The organism is Streptomyces spiramenti, from assembly GCF_012034385.1.
GTDB classification, from domain to species: domain Bacteria; phylum Actinomycetota; class Actinomycetes; order Streptomycetales; family Streptomycetaceae; genus Streptomyces; species Streptomyces spiramenti.
On record NZ_JAAVJB010000018.1, the window covers coordinates 1 to 14,933 of the forward strand.

Below are 14,933 nucleotides of genomic sequence, written 5' to 3' on the forward strand. Positions count from 1 at the left end.
GCCCCCCCGCCCGCCCGCCCGCCCGCCCCGCACGCTGCCCGGCCTGCCGGGGTGCGCTCGTCGTCCCGCCCCGTGCGGTCCCCCGTCCGGCAGCTACTCGGCCGCGGCGAACGCGGAGCGGCCCCGCCGGGCGCTGTCTCCGGGCCGAGGCGACCCGCCGTGCAGGCGGGGCGGGCCCCGCATCACGACCCCGTCACGGCCCGGCCACGCTTCATGTCCGATTCATCACGGTGTAACGCCCCGCGGGCCATCGTCACGGGTCGGAAACACCGCCTGCCGTCCCCGGTAACGGCCCTCCGCGAGCCTGGTGCGCATCCTGACCCACCCCGCTACTCCCGCACGGGTCGTTACACGAGGGGACGTTCACCTTGTCAGCAGCAGATATCGGTTTCATCCTGATCTGTGCCGCCATGGTCATGCTCATGACTCCTGGTTTGGCCCTGTTCTACGGCGGCATGATCCGCGTCAAGAGCGCACTCAACATGCTGATGATGGTCTTCATCGCCATGGGTATCTCCAGCGTGCTGTGGGTGCTGTACGGGTTCAGCATCGCCTTCGGAGACAGCTTCAACGGCGAGGGCGGGGGGCTCATCGGCAACTTCGACTTCCTCGGCTTCAAGGACATCCTCGGCCTGGAGGGGTCGGCGGACATCCTGACCTTCGCCGTCTTCCAGCTGATGTTCGCGGTGCTGACCCCCGCCCTGATCGCGGGCGCCCTCGCCGAACGCGTCAAGTTCAGCGCGTGGGCCGTCTTCGTCACCCTGTGGGTCACCCTGGTGTACTTCCCCGTCGCGCACTGGGTCTGGGGAGACGGAGGCTGGATCGCCAACCTCGAACTCGACGGGCGTGAGGTCATCGACTTCGCCGGTGGCACCGCTGTCCACATCAACGCGGGCATCGCAGCCCTCGCCGTCGTCCTCGTCATCGGCAAGCGCGTCGGTTTCAAGAAGGACTCCGCCATGCGGCCGCACAACCTGCCCATGGTGCTGCTCGGCGCTTCCCTGCTGTGGTTCGGCTGGTTCGGCTTCAACGCCGGCTCCGAGGGCGCCGCCAACGGCACCGCCGCCCTGATGGCCCTCAACACCATGGTCGCCACCGGTACCGCAGTCCTCGGCTGGCTCATCTACGAGCGGATCCGCTACGGCGCCTACACCACCCTGGGTGCCGCGTCCGGTGCCATCGGCGGCCTCGTCGCGATCACGCCCTCCGGCGCCAACGTCAACCCCATGGGCGCCATGGCCATCGGTCTGGCAGCCGGTGCCGTGTGCGCCTGGGCCGTGGGGCTGAAGTTCAAGTTCGGCTTCGACGACTCGCTCGACGTCGTCGGCGTCCACCTCGTCGGCGGTCTCATCGGCACGCTGATGGTCGGGTTCCTGGCCATCGACGGCGCCGCGGGCATCGCGCAGTTCGCCCTCCAGGCCGGTGCCGCGGCGGCTGTCCTCGCCTACTCCTTCGTGGTCTCCCTGCTGCTCGCGCTCCTCCTCAAGCACACCATGGGCTTCCGCGCCGACGAGGAGGCCGAGGCCGGTGGCCTCGACCAGGCGTACCACGCCGAGTCCGGCTACGACTTCAGCCAGGGTGGCGGCGGCACCGGACACATCTCGGTGCCCCCCGCCGCAGTCCCCGCCGCGGATGACAAGAAGGTCGACGCATGAGGCTCATCACCGCAGTCATCAAGCCCCATCGCCTCGACGAGGTGAAGGCCGCGCTCCAGGCCTTCGGCGTCCACGGCATGACCGTCACCGAGGCCAGCGGCTACGGCCGCCAGCGCGGGCACACCGAGGTGTACCGCGGCGCCGAGTACACCGTCGACCTCGTCCCCAAGGCCCGGCTGGAGGTCCTCGTCGACGACGAGGACTCCGAGCAGCTGATCGAGGTCATCGTCAAGTCGGCCCGCACCGGAAAGATCGGCGACGGGAAGGTATGGAGCGTCCCCGTCGAGACCGCCGTCCGAGTACGGACCGGCGACCGGGGACCGGACGCACTCTGAACCTCCCACCGTGACCGCGGTGGCACACGGAAACAGGAACCGCAGATGACGCCCGAGACCACCGGAACGACGGATGTCCCGGAGTCCGACGCGCGCCCCAGCGGGAACTACGCGGCGTCCCGCCTGCTCCTCCTCACACAGGAGGAGCAGGTCGGGGCGCCGCGCCGCGCCGCGCTGGCCCGGCTCACCGACACCTGGCTCACCGGTCTGCACGACGGGGCCGCCGCCTCCCTGCACGGGGCCACCGCGCTGGTCGCGGTCGGCGGCTACGGGCGAGGTGAACTCTCACCACGGAGCGACCTCGACCTGCTCCTTCTCCACGAGGGCGTACCGCTCGACGACCTCGCGACCCTTGCCGACAGGCTGTGGTACCCGATCTGGGACCTCGGTATCGCTCTCGACCACTCGGTGCGAGACCTCGCCACGACCCGCGAGACGGCACGCCACGACATCAAGGTCCGGCTCGGGCTCCTGGACGCGCGACACATCGCGGGCGACGTGCGGCTCACCGAGCGGCTGCGCACCGCGCAGCTCGCCGACTGGCGTTCCGAGGCCCCCACCCGCCTGCCGGACGTGCAGCGGCTCGCGGCCGAACGCACCAGGCGCTACGGCGAGCTGCCCTACCTGCTCGAACCCGACCTCAAGGAGGCACGGGGCGGCCTGCGTGACGCCACGACGCTGCGCGCGGTGGCAGCCTCCTGGCTCGCCGACGCGCCCCGCGCCGGCCTGTCCGAGGCACAGGCCGCGCTGCTCGACGTCCGGGACGCCCTGCACCTCACCACCGGACGCGCCACCGACCGCCTTGCCCAGGAGGACCAGCCCCAAGTGGCCGACGCGCTGGGCCTGCTGGACCCCGACGCACTGCTGCGCCACGTGTACGAGGCGTCCCGCGTGATCGCGTACGCGTCGGACGTCACCTGGCGCGAAGTCACACGCGTGCTGCGCTCCCGCGAGGGGAGCCCGGGAGGTACCGCGCTGGCCCCGGACGGCACCGCCCGCCCCGCGCGGGGCGGGCGCCGCACGCTCGTCCGGGACCGCAGCCCGCTCGCCGACGGCGTCGTCGAACACGAGGGAGAGGTGGTCCTCGCCCGGACGGCACGCCCCGAGCGCGACCCGACACTCGCGCTCCGCGCGGCTGCCGCCGCCGCCCAGGCGGGCCTGCCGATCGCCCTGCCGTCCCTCCGGCGGCTCGCGGAGACCGCCGCGCCACTGCCGGTGCCCTGGCCCGCCGATGCCCGGAACGAATTCGTCACCCTGCTCGGTGCCGGGGCCGGCTGCCTCCCCGTCTGGGAGGCACTGACTTCGGTCGGCCTGATCACGAGGCTGCTGCCCGACTGGGAACGGGTGCACTGTCGACCACAGCGCAACCCCGTCCACCGATGGACGGTGGACCGGCACCTCGTCGAGACGGCAGTGCACGCCTCGGCCCTCACGCGCACCGTGCGCCGCCCCGACCTGCTGCTGGTCGCCGCTCTGCTGCACGACATCGGCAAGGGCTGGCCCGGGAACCACAGCGTCGTGGGCGAGACCATCGCGCGTGACACGGCCCTGCGCATCGGTTTCGGAGCCGAGGACACAGCAGTCCTCGCCGTGCTCGTCCGCCATCACCTGTTGCTGGTCGAGACCGCCACCCGCCGTGACCCCGACGACCCGGCGACCGTCCGCGGTGTCGCCCGGGCCGTCGGAACCACAGGCACCCTGGAACTCCTCCACGCGTTGACGCAGGCCGACGCGCTCGCGACCGGCCCCGCTGCCTGGTCGAGCTGGCGCGCTTCCCTGGTCGAGGATCTCGTCGGGCGGGTGCGGGCGGAGCTCGCCGGCGCGACCGCCGGGCAGCTCCCGCTGGGCGGCCCACTGGACGGAGGGTCGGGCGAGCTCGAGCGCCTGGCCGTGGATGCGGTGCGCCGCGGGGGCCCCGTCCTCGTCCTCGGGAGCCCGGACGGTGGCCCCGTGCCCCTGGCTCCCGACGGCGCCGCCCAGCAGCCGGCCGCGGGGGAGGGTGAGCCCGGCCAGGCGCAGCCGGAGCCAGTCGGGGTGGCCTTGACCGTCGCACTCCCGGACCGCCCCGGCGCACTGCCGGCGGTGGCCGGGGTGCTGGCTCTTCACCGCATGGTGGTGCGGTCCGCCACGCTTCGTGCTGTCGCCACGGCCGGGACGACCGGGAAGGCAGCGCTGGTCATGCGATGGAGGGTGGCTGCCGCGTACGGGGAGCTTCCCGACGCCGACCGTCTTCGCGCGGACCTGGTGCGCGTCCTCGAGGGATCGCTGGACATCGCTGCCCGCCTGACGGAACGCGACGCGGCGGCGCGCCCCAGGCGGCGGCGGTACCCGCCGTCCCCCGCCCCGTGCGTGGCGGTCGTCCCTCGCGAATCGAGCCGAGCCACCGTGCTGGAGGTCCGGGCCCCGGACGCCCCGGGGCTGCTGTACCGGATCGGTCAGTCGCTGGAGGACCTGGGCGTGCGTGTGCGCAGCGCGCACGTGGCGACACTCGGGGCGGACGCCGTGGACTCGTTCTACGTGACCGACGAGAGCGGCGGGCCACTCACTGCAGAAGCGGGGAGGGCGGTGGCCACGGCCGTGGAGGACGCGTTGCGGGGCTGACATGCGCGGGGCCCACCGGTCCGCCGCCCCGCCGCGTGCTGCCCGCCCCACGTGGCCGGGGCAGCACGCGGTCCGGCGAATCGGTGGCGATGTAGCGCCCACGGCGGCGCACTCCGGGCCGGCGGGGGGCGCGGCGCACGCCGTGCCGGCCCTGCGGGCAACCCACGGGGCGGCACGGGCCGTCGCCCACGGGCCCGGAGGGCGGGAGAAGCACCCTCTGCCGGCTGCTGCTCGCAGACCCGCCCCGCGCTCCCGCCCGTGACCGCCCCATGGCGCGGGCGGATACCCTTGGTCGCGTCAGAGCCAAGCCCCCGACTCCGAGGACCCGCGACGCCGTGTTCGACACTCTTTCCGATCGTCTCAGTGCGACGTTCAAGAATCTCCGAGGCCGGGGCCGCCTGTCCGAGGCCGACATCGATGCCACGGCCCGCGAGATCCGCATCGCGTTGCTGGAGGCGGACGTCGCGCTGCCGGTGGTTCGCGCCTTCATCAAGCAGGTGAAGGAACGGGCTGCCGGTTCCGAGGTCTCCAAGGCGCTCAACCCCGCGCAGCAGGTCATCAAGATCGTCAACGAGGAGCTCGTCGGCATCCTCGGTGGCGAGACCCGTCGCCTGCGCTTCTCCAAGAACCCGCCGACCGTGATCATGCTTGCCGGTCTCCAGGGAGCCGGAAAGACGACTCTCGCGGGCAAGCTCGCCAAGTGGCTCAAGTCCCAGGGGCACAGCCCGCTGCTGGTCGCCTGCGACCTGCAGCGCCCCAATGCTGTGAACCAGCTCGGCGTGGTCGGCGAACGCGCGGGGGTCGCGGTCTTCGCTCCCGAGCCTGGCAACGGCGTCGGCGACCCGGTGGCCGTGGCCCGCGACTCGGTCGCCTTCGCGCGGGACAAGCAGTACGACGTGGTGATCGTCGACACCGCGGGTCGACTCGGTATCGATGCCGAGCTGATGCAGCAGGCCGCCGACATCCGCGACGCGGTCAGCCCCGACGAGGTGCTCTTCGTCGTCGACGCGATGATCGGCCAGGACGCGGTCACCACAGCTGAGGCGTTCCGCGACGGCGTCGGGTTCGACGGCGTGGTGCTCTCCAAGCTCGACGGTGACGCCCGGGGCGGCGCGGCTCTCTCCGTGGCGCACGTCACCGGCCGCCAGGTCATGTTCGCCTCCAACGGTGAGGGGCTCGACGACTTCGACGCCTTTCACCCGGACCGCATGGCCTCGCGAATCCTCGGAATGGGCGATGTCCTCAGCCTGATCGAGAAGGCGGAGCAGACCTTCAGCCAGGAGGAGGCGGAGAAGCTCGCCGAGAAGCTGTCGAAGGGCCCCAAGCAGTTCACTCTGGACGACTTCCTCGCCCAGATGGAGCAGGTCCGCAAGATGGGCTCCATCTCGAAGCTCCTCGGGATGATGCCCGGCATGGGGCAGATGCGGGACCAGATCAACAACCTCGACGAGCGGGACGTCGACCGCACCGCCGCGATCATCAAGTCGATGACACCCGCGGAGCGGGAGGACCCCAAGATCATCAACGGGTCGCGCCGCGCCCGCATCGCGCGCGGCTCCGGCGTGGACGTCAGTGCCGTCAAGAACCTGGTGGAGCGCTTCTTCGAGGCGCGCAAGATGATGTCCAAGATGGCCCAGGGCGGTGGGATCCCGGGAATGCCGGGCATGCCCGGGATGCCTGGCATGGGCGGCGGAGCCGGGCGGAAGCGCGGCAAGCAGCCCCCGAAGAAGGCGAAGGGCAAGCAGCGCAGCGGAAACCCCATGAAGCGCCAGGCGGACGAGCGGGCCGCAGCCGAGCGCAAGGCCGCCGGTGGCTCCTTCGGCATTCCGGGCGCGGGGCAGGACGCGGGCGACTTCGAGCTGCCCAAGGAGTTCCGGGACATGCTGCCTCCGGAGAAGTGACCGCGGCGCGGGCGGCATCGGCGGTCGACCTCTCGGGCGCTCGCCCGAGAGGGGGCGCAGGCGGCCCGACGGTGGAGCCGTTGCGTCACCGGCGACCGTACGGGCGACCGCCCCGGGCGATGCGCCGCCCCGACGTCGGACGGGGCCGCTGCATGCCGCCGCGCCGGGCGCACGGGGCGCCTGACGTGCGGTCGGCGCCACGGGGTGCTTCTGGCCCCGGGGCCCCCACCCGACCAGTCGCGGACGGGTGGAGCCACCGTCACACCTCCGCCACGACGTACGGCAGCGGGTTCGGCAGCCACACCGCGCCGTCCGCACCCACGTGGGGGCGGATCGCCTCGACGAGTTCCTTCACCACCCGGTCGGCGCCCGCCGCGCCGATCGCGGTGTCGAACGCTCCCGACGCCAGCAACCCGCGCAGGGCGCACTCGATGCCCGGATACCCGAACGGGCAGTTGACGACGGCTGTCCGAGGGTTCCGGAGCCCAGCAGCCAGGACGATGTGCAGCAGCCGTTCCCCGGCCGTCGCCGGGGCGGGGCGCTCCCCGTGCACCGGCGCGGACGTCGCGCCGACCGCCGCCAGGCCCGCGAGGCGAGAGGTGATGGTGCCGGCGAAGGCGCCGGGGTCCACCGGGCTCGCCACGATCACTCTGCTCCCCGTGGCGGCCAACGCGCTCGCGCGCTGCAGTGCCGCGGGGTCGGCGGCCCCGCCGAACGCGGTGATCAGCGTGAACGGCGCGACCCCCGCCTCCGGTACCGCCTCCGTCACGAGACGGGCGGGCCAGCGTCGACCGCCCTCTTCGGGTGCCGGCAGCAACCGCTGTCGCGCCATGCCCAGCAGGTCGACGTCCGTGTCGGCCCCCGTTACCTCGGCGCCGAGTGCCGCGGCGCGAAGCAGCGCCAGACCGGAGCCGCAGCCCAGGCCAAGCAGACGGGTCCCGGGCCCCACCCCGACGTCGCGGTACACCGTGTCGTAGAGCGGAACGAACATCCGCTCCTGGATCTCCGCCCAGTCCCGCGCACGGGACGTCGGAGCGGTGCCACGTCCTCCGACGTGGCGGGATTCGTGGTGAGCCAGCGTGGGTGTCAAGACCGAGCCCCAATCGACGGGTGTGCGGCGGCCGTCGGCCGATGAAGGTCCCCTCGTCCTGTATGACAGAAAACTCCGTTCGGCTCCTGTCGTCCACAGACAGCCGGGGCCCGTAACCGGTCCTCCCGAGGTCACCGCGTCCTGCCGGAAACGGTCCCGCGGTGCGGCACCCCGGGTCACGCTTTCGGTGCACGTACCCGAGGCGGCCGGAGGTGGTCACCTGCCTGCCGCCGGGAGCCGCGGGGAAAGCGCTGTGCCGCACGACCTGGGCCGTCCACCTCCGAACAGGTGGCTCGGTGCCTCGGTGGGGCCGGCTCCATGCGGCACGGCAACCCACCGCCCGGCGCGGTGGCACGGGGCAACCTCCCGATCGCCCGAAAGGGTGACGGGCAGGCCCCGCTGCGGCCGGATGGCGCGGCACGTGGCAGCGGCGGTGTCCGGGCAGCCGTCCGGTAGGTGCGCCGCCCGGCCCCGTTCGCGTCTGCGGGCCGGGCTCCTGGCATGCGTGTCCGTCGCGGCACGAAGCCGATCCGTGCGTCGTGCGCAGTACTCGCGTCGATCGCCGAGTAAGCGCGGATTCGGAGAGTTGGCCGGGAATCGGAACACCTTGGTGGCCTTGCTCGTTAGTCCCGACGTGAGCACGACACCACCAGTTCTCGCCGCCGAGTTGGCGCTGGCGTGGGCCGATATTCAGCGGTACCACCCCGAGCTCCCCAACCTGGCTGCGCCCGAATCCCTGATCGGGGAGTCCTCGTCCGCCTGCGGATCGGAGCTCTCCTTCGAACGCCTCCTGCACGAGGCCGTCCACGGTATCGCCGCTGCGCGCGGCGTACGGGACACCTCTCGCGCCGGCCGTTACCACAACCGTCGTTTCCTGTCCGTCGCCGAGGAACTCGGCCTGACCCACGCGCACGAACCGCATCCGAGCAGCGGTTTCTCCGTCGTAGCCATGACCCCGGAGACCCGGCGCCGCTACCGGGCCACGGCCGAGCGACTGCAACGTGCCCTTTCCGCGCACTCGGCCGCCACCTCGGGCGAGACCGCCCGGAGCTTCCGTGGTCCCGCCGCCCGGCATGGATCGTCCGGCGGCGGGGTGAGAGTCAAGGCTGTCTGCGACTGCGGACGCAACGTCCGCGTCGTTCCTTCGGTCCTTGCGCAGGCCCCGATCGTCTGCGGCGCCTGCGGCAAGCCCTTCCGAATCGCTGAAGCGGTCGCCGCGGCGGCTTGAGAACCGCTGCCGCCCGGTCCGTCCCGACCCCGCCCCCTCCGTGCCCCCCACCTCGCGCGGAGCCGATGGCCTCACGGCCCAGCGCCTGCCGGTGCTCCAGCCCGCCGGCAGGCCCTCGCGCACCCATGGGGCAACGCGCGGCAGAGCATGTGCGCCGCGCCCAGCGGACGGCGGGACCCTGCCGGTCGGCGCGGTGCGACTCGCGTGTCCCGTCCTTGCGTCGAGCTCGCCCCGACCGCGACGGTCGGCCGGTTCGCCTGGCCCCTCCGCCGCTGCTTCCTCGCGGACGACCGCCCCCTCCGGGCCGGGGCCACCCGCCATGAGCGGAGCGCCGGACGTGTGCCGCCGCCCCGCCGCTACCGGGGCAGTGCCACCGCACGAGTGGCGCAGCGGGTGTGGCAGAATGGCCAGCTGAACTCGCCGGTCGAGTAGGAACCCTCTCGCCTCCGCTCGGCGCGTCCTCGGGTAGACCCCGCCCGCAACCCCACGCGGTGTCGGCGGCGCACCCACCTCAATCACACAGGAGACACCACAGCTGTGGCAGTCAAGATCAAGCTGAAGCGCCTGGGCAAGATCCGGTCGCCTCACTACCGCATCATCATCGCCGACTCCCGCACCCGCCGTGACGGCCGTGCGATCGAGGAGATCGGTCTGTACCACCCGGTGCAGAACCCCTCCCGCATCGAGGTCGACAGCGAGCGCGCCCAGTACTGGCTGGGTGTCGGCGCGCAGCCGACCGAGCCCGTCCTGGCCATCCTGAAGGTCACCGGCGACTGGCAGAAGTTCAAGGGTCTGCCCGCGCCGGAGCCGATGAAGGTCGCCGAGCCGAAGTCCGAGCAGGGCTACGCGTTCGAGGCCGCCGGTTCGGACGAGCCCAAGGGTGAGGCCATCACCCAGAAGGCGAAGAAGGCCGACAAGAAGGCCGACGAGGCCGCGGCCGAGCCGGCCGAGGCCTGAGGATGCTCGAGGAGGCCCTCGAGCACCTGGTGAAGGGCATCGTCGAACACCCCGACGAGGTCCAGGTCGCCTCACGCAACCAGCGTCGTGGACAGGTGCTCGAGGTCCGGGTTCACCCGGATGACCTCGGCAAGGTGATCGGCCGGAACGGTCGCACCGCCCGTTCGCTGCGAACGGTCGTGGGCGCGCTCGGCGGTCGCGGCATCCGCGTCGACCTGGTCGACGTGGACGAGGTCCGCTGACAACTCGCGTACCGGCACGGGCCGGGGACGGCGTACCGCCGTCCCCGGCCCGTGCCGCGTTTCCGGGGGACTCCCGGCCTGGTCGGCGGCCTCGCGGCGCCCATCGGGCGCACGGGGCCGCCCACTGCCACCGACGGGACGCCCCGTGCGTCAAGAAAGGAACCACCGCAGTGCAGCTAGTCGTCGCCCGCATCGGACGGGCCCACGGCATCAAGGGCGACCTGACCGTGGAGGTTCGCACCGACGAACCCGAACTGCGTCTCGGGCCGGGGGCCGTCCTGATGACCGACCCCCCGGAGCGCGGGCCGCTCACGGTCGAGACCGGCCGGGTGCACAGTGGTCGGCTGCTGCTGCACTTCGAGGGCGTGCACGACCGCACCGCTGCCGAGGAGCTGCGGAACACACTCCTCATCGCCGAGGTGGATCCCGAGGAGCAGCCGGAGGACCCGGAGGAGTTCTACGACCACCAGCTCGTCGATCTCGACGTCACGACCGCGGACGGGACGGCGGTGGGGCGGGTGACCGAGGTGGCGCACCTTCCCTCGCAGGACCTGCTCGTGGTCGAGCGCGCCGACGGCAGCGAGGTCATGATCCCGTTCGTCAGCGAGTTCGTCCCCGAGATCGATCTGGAGGAGCAGCGGCTCGTCGTCACACCTCCCCCCGGACTGCTGGACGACGACACGGTCGACGAGGTCTGACGTCATGCGGATCGACGTCATCACGATCTTCCCCGAGTACCTCACCCCGCTGGACGTCTCCCTGGTCGGCAAGGCCCGCCGACGAGGGCTGCTCGACGTCCGTGTGCACGACCTCCGTGAGTGGACGCACGACCGTCACCGCACGGTCGACGACACCCCCTACGGGGGCGGCCCGGGCATGGTGATGAAGCCGGAACCCTGGGGGGAGGCGCTGGACGACGTCATCGGTGGACACGGGGCGGAGCATGACGTGCCCCGTGCCGAGGAACCGGACGGGGAGCCCGCGACTGCCGGACCGCGCCCCGTGCTGGTGGTGCCCACACCCAGCGGGACCCCCTTCACCCAGAAGGTCGCGGCGGAGCTCGCGGCGGAACCCTGGCTGGTCTTCACCCCCGCCCGCTACGAGGGCATCGATCGCCGGGTCGTCGACGCCTACGCGCAGCGCATGGAGGTGCGCGAGCTCTCCGTCGGTGACTACGTGCTGGCCGGCGGCGAGGCGCCCGTGCTCGTCATGGTGGAGGCCGTGGCGCGGCTGCTCCCCGGGGTGCTCGGTAACGCCGAGTCCCACCGCGACGACTCGTTCGCCGAGGGCTCCATGACTTCGCTGCTGGAAGGGCCGGTGTACACCAAGCCGCTCGAGTGGCGTGGTCACGAGGTCCCGGAGGTGCTGCTCAGCGGTCACCACGGCCGCATCTCCCGTTGGCGCAGGGACGAGGCGCTCCGCCGCACCGCCCTGAACCGTCCGGAGCTGCTCCGTGCGGTGGAACCGGCCGCGACGGACCGAGCGGACCGCGCCACGCTCGCGGAACTGGGCTGGGAGCCCCGGCCCGACGGCCGATTTGGGCCAACCGATCGCGACATGGAAGAATGAGTCGCTGCCGTCCGTCGGCGTGTGACCCTGCCACAGGGGGAACGACACCGCCGCGACGGCCAGGGGCACCCAACTGGCGCCCCACCCCACCCGACACCGTGATTCCGCCGCTGACCTGTGGCATCGGCGAAGAGAGCAGCAGAGCATGAACCTTCTGGACAGCGTCGACTCCGCATCGCTGCGCAGCGACATTCCGGCCTTCCGCCCGGGCGACACCGTCAACGTCCACGTGCGTGTCATCGAGGGCACCCGCTCCCGTGTGCAGCAGTTCAAGGGCGTGGTCATCCGTCGCCAGGGCGCCGGGGTCCGTGAGACCTTCACCGTCCGCAAGGTCAGCTTCGGCGTGGGCGTCGAGCGCACCTTCCCGGTCCACACCCCGGTGGTCGAGAAGATCGAGCTCGTGACCCGTGGTGACGTGCGTCGCGCCAAGCTGTACTACCTCCGTGAGCTGCGCGGCAAGGCCGCCAAGATCAAGGAGAAGCGCGACAACTGAGCTCCGATCGTGTGAGCGGTGCGGTTACGATCTCGACGTGACCGACTCCGACGCAGCGCCCCAGGAGCGCGACCCCTCTCCCTCCCCACCGGAGGTCGACGAGAGGCGGTCGCGCTCCTGGCGTCTTTGGGGGGCCTGTTTTCTGGCGCTGGTCGTGGGCTTCGCACTGACCAGCGCGTTCGTGATGCAGGCGTTCCTCATCCCCAGCGGATCGATGGAGAACACCCTGCGGGTGGGTGACCGGGTCGTGGTCAACAAGCTCGCTTATCGCTTTGGCGACATTGGTCGGGGCGATATCGTGGTGTTCGACGGAACGGGATCGTTCGTTCACGGTACGTCCGAACCCGGTCCGGTGGTCCGTACAGCCCGGTCGGTCGGTGCGTACCTGGGGCTGGCCTCGTCCGGGGACACCGACTACATCAAGCGGGTGATCGGGATCGGCGGGGACCGAGTGGTCTGTTGCGACGACGACGGCTGGATCACGGTGAACGGTGATCCCGTGCCGGAACCCTATCTGCACCCCGGGGACGAGCCCTCGGGCGTGAGCTTCGACGTCGAGGTACCGGCGGGACGGCTCTGGGTGCTGGGTGACCACCGGTCCGACTCCAGCGACTCCCGTGACCACCTCGGTTCACCCGGGGGCGGCATGGTGCCCGAGGAGAGGGTGATCGGCCGGGCGGAGGCGGTGGTGTGGCCCCCGGCGCGCACCGGCGGGCTACGGCCGGCCGATGGGTAGCCGCGGCCGTCCGCGAGGCACGCCGCCGTCACGAGTGCAGCAGCAGCCCGGTACCGGAGGTTTGCCGCCCAACCGGTTGGGCGGCGGGCGGGCCGCCCGCAGGCGTGTCGCGCGCCGCATCCGGCGTCGCCGCCGGCTTCGCGCGACACGCGAGATCCCGATGCTGGTCGGCATAGCACTCGGCATCGCCCTTCTCATCAAGACATTCATGGTGCAGGCCTTCGTCATCCCCTCCGGCTCGATGGAGCCGACGATCCAGGTCGACGACCGGGTGCTGGTGAACAAGTTCACGCCGTGGCTCGGCTGGGAGCCGGATCGCGGTGACGTGGTGGTGTTCAAGGACCCCGGCGGGTGGCTGGAGACGGAGAACGGTCCGCCCCGCGCTGGTGATCCGCCGGTGATCGGTGAGCTCAAGACCGCTCTCAGCTGGATCGGGCTTCTTCCCAAGGAGGACGAGGACCTGATCAAGAGAGTGGTCGGGATAGGGGGCGACTCCGTCGTCTGCTGCGACGAGGGGGGCAGCGTCACGGTCAACGGCGTTCCGGTCGAGGAACCCTACGTGCACGCCGGGAACGAACCGTCGACCATACCCTTCGACGTGACGGTGCCTCAGGACCACGTGTTCGTTCTGGGGGACCACCGGTCGAACTCGGCTGATTCGCGGTTCCACCTGGACGGCCCGGCGGAGGGCGCGGTGCCGGTGGATCTGGTGGTCGGGAGGGCAGGCGTCATCGCGTGGCCGTATGCTCACTGGAGTCGCCTCGGCGGCTCGGGGGCGTTCGACACGGTGCCCGAGCCGTAGCCGGTCGCCGTCCGGCCCACCGCGCGGAGCACCGTGCGGACGGGGTCGAAAGAAAAGACAGAACTCCCGACCCCTGCGGAACTCCCGCTCGTTATGGGAGTGAACCTGTGAGCCTGTTCCGTCCCTCGGGCAGGTCGCCCAGCGCTGAGGAGTCGATGTGGGGGATGTGGCAGTCGGAGCACGGTCCGGAGGCCCCGACGGGCCGGACCGCCGTCCGTCCACGGGGAGCCCCGAGGCGGACGAGGTCGGCGTGAACGGTGCGGGACGTGGCCCTGGCCCCGACGGTGCCGGTCCGCACGGGGCCGGCGACGAGAGCGGTGACATGGACGGTCGGACACCTGGACCAGCGGAGCCCGGCGAGGGGGAGGACGGGGGCCGCGAGGGACGTGGGCGGACGAAGAACCGTTCGTTCTGGAAGGAACTCCCGATCCTCATCGGTGTCGCCCTGGTGCTGGCGCTCCTGATCAAGACCTTCCTGCTGCAGGCGTTCTCCATCCCCTCGGACTCGATGCAGAACACCCTGCAGCGCGGCGACCGGGTGCTCGTGGACAAGCTCACCCCGTGGTTCGGTGCCACGCCCGATCGGGGCGAGGTCATCGTTTTCCGCGATCCGGGCGGCTGGTTGCCGCCCCCCGCGAACGAGGGAGGGTTCTGGCCGACGGTGCAGGAGGGGCTGAGCCAGATCGGCCTCATGCCCTCCGCCGAGGACCAGAACCTCATCAAGCGCGTCATCGCGGTCGGCGGCGACACCGTGGAGTGCCAGGAAGGCGGTCCCGTCACCGTCAACGGCGTGGCGGTGCAGGAGACGGACTTCATCTTCCCCGGCAACAGCGCTTGCGACGACCGGCCGTTCGGGCCTATCGACATCCCCGAGGGGCGTCTGTGGGTCATGGGCGACCACCGTCAGGATTCGCAGGACTCGCGCTTCCACATGAACGGCCCCGGCGGCGGCACGGTCGCCGAGGACAGCGTCGTCGGTCGTGCGATCGTCGTGGCCTGGCCGATCAACCGCTGGTCGGTGCTTTCGGTGCCCGAGGGCTACTCCTCGTCGCTGGACAACGCGATGGCGGTCGCTGCCCCAGGAGCGCTCGGAGTCGCGGGTGCGGTGCCTCTGGTGCTGTTGCGCCGCCACCTCGTGAGCCGCGCGCACCGCTGATCGAGTTGCCCCACGGACGGCTGCGCGCCCGCCACCGGGGTCGGGCCGCGGGGCAGCCGGGAGGCCGGCGCAGGGGAGTCCGCAGAGGCCCCGCGCCACGCCGTGCGATGCTCCGCAGTGCGCGCGCGGCGGCGTTTCCGGTCGCGCTGCGGCCCGGTGTCGTGCGTG

General features: G+C 71.8%; 14 protein-coding genes. 13 read left to right on the forward strand and 1 reads right to left on the reverse strand.

Annotated elements, in window-relative coordinates; translation table 11 throughout:
* Positions 1-368 precede the first annotated feature (368 nt).
* From HCJ92_RS04280 to ffh, 4 genes are all read left to right on the forward strand, one after another.
* Positions 369-1,655 carry an ammonium transporter gene (locus HCJ92_RS04280; RefSeq protein WP_167932052.1) on the forward strand — a complete coding sequence of 429 codons (1,287 nt, stop codon included), beginning with the start codon at positions 369-371 and terminating at the stop codon, positions 1,653-1,655.
* Positions 1,652-1,990 (forward strand): P-II family nitrogen regulator, encoded by a 339-nt coding sequence (locus HCJ92_RS04285; RefSeq protein WP_167932053.1) that lies wholly within the window; start codon positions 1,652-1,654, stop codon positions 1,988-1,990. Before HCJ92_RS04280 ends, HCJ92_RS04285 begins: the two co-directional genes overlap by 4 nt.
* A 45-nt stretch (positions 1,991-2,035) precedes the next feature.
* Positions 2,036-4,591, forward strand: a complete 2,556-nt coding sequence (locus HCJ92_RS04290; RefSeq protein WP_167932054.1) for a [protein-PII] uridylyltransferase — start codon at positions 2,036-2,038, stop codon at positions 4,589-4,591.
* Positions 4,592-4,926: 335 nt separating this feature from the next.
* A complete protein-coding gene (gene ffh, locus HCJ92_RS04295) occupies positions 4,927-6,492 on the forward strand; it encodes a signal recognition particle protein (RefSeq protein WP_167932055.1) in 1,566 nt (521 codons plus the stop codon).
* A 259-nt stretch (positions 6,493-6,751) separates the two neighbouring features.
* Here the strand turns inward: ffh and HCJ92_RS04300 are convergent, their stop codons facing one another.
* Positions 6,752-7,483, reverse strand: coding sequence for an SAM-dependent methyltransferase (locus HCJ92_RS04300; RefSeq protein WP_245240575.1), 732 nt, complete (start codon positions 7,481-7,483; stop codon positions 6,752-6,754).
* Positions 7,484-8,168: 685 nt separating this feature from the next.
* On the opposite strand from HCJ92_RS04300, the gene HCJ92_RS04305 reads away from it, so the two are divergent.
* The 9 genes from HCJ92_RS04305 (at position 8,169) to lepB (HCJ92_RS04345) (ending at position 14,765) form a co-directional block, all read left to right on the forward strand.
* Positions 8,169-8,810 (forward strand): hypothetical protein, encoded by a 642-nt coding sequence (locus HCJ92_RS04305; protein WP_209310710.1) that lies wholly within the window; start codon positions 8,169-8,171, stop codon positions 8,808-8,810.
* Between the two features lie 537 nt (positions 8,811-9,347).
* Positions 9,348-9,767 (forward strand): 30S ribosomal protein S16, encoded by a 420-nt coding sequence (gene rpsP / locus HCJ92_RS04310; protein WP_167932058.1) that lies wholly within the window; start codon positions 9,348-9,350, stop codon positions 9,765-9,767.
* A 2-nt stretch (positions 9,768-9,769) separates the two neighbouring features.
* Complete coding sequence (locus HCJ92_RS04315) at positions 9,770-10,009, forward strand: RNA-binding protein (RefSeq protein ID WP_130796141.1); 240 nt, start codon at positions 9,770-9,772, stop codon at positions 10,007-10,009.
* A gap of 170 nt (positions 10,010-10,179) precedes the next feature.
* Complete coding sequence (gene rimM, locus HCJ92_RS04320) at positions 10,180-10,707, forward strand: ribosome maturation factor RimM (RefSeq protein ID WP_167932059.1); 528 nt, start codon at positions 10,180-10,182, stop codon at positions 10,705-10,707.
* A gap of 4 nt (positions 10,708-10,711) precedes the next feature.
* Entirely contained in the window at positions 10,712-11,578 is an 867-nt protein-coding gene (gene trmD / locus HCJ92_RS04325) for a tRNA (guanosine(37)-N1)-methyltransferase TrmD (RefSeq protein WP_167932060.1), read from the forward strand.
* Between the two features lie 145 nt (positions 11,579-11,723).
* Positions 11,724-12,071 (forward strand): 50S ribosomal protein L19, encoded by a 348-nt coding sequence (gene rplS, locus HCJ92_RS04330; RefSeq protein ID WP_167932061.1) that lies wholly within the window; start codon positions 11,724-11,726, stop codon positions 12,069-12,071.
* 37 nt (positions 12,072-12,108) lie between these two features.
* Entirely contained in the window at positions 12,109-12,807 is a 699-nt protein-coding gene (lepB, locus tag HCJ92_RS04335) for a signal peptidase I (RefSeq protein WP_167932062.1), read from the forward strand.
* 160 nt (positions 12,808-12,967) lie between these two features.
* Complete coding sequence (gene lepB, locus HCJ92_RS25530; RefSeq protein WP_338054017.1) at positions 12,968-13,609, forward strand: signal peptidase I; 642 nt, start codon at positions 12,968-12,970, stop codon at positions 13,607-13,609.
* A 166-nt stretch (positions 13,610-13,775) separates the two neighbouring features.
* The gene (gene lepB, locus HCJ92_RS04345; RefSeq protein WP_167932063.1) at positions 13,776-14,765 is read left to right on the forward strand and encodes a signal peptidase I; all 990 of its coding nucleotides are present in this window, start codon (positions 13,776-13,778) and stop codon (positions 14,763-14,765) included.
* The last annotated feature ends 168 nt before the right edge of the window (positions 14,766-14,933 follow it).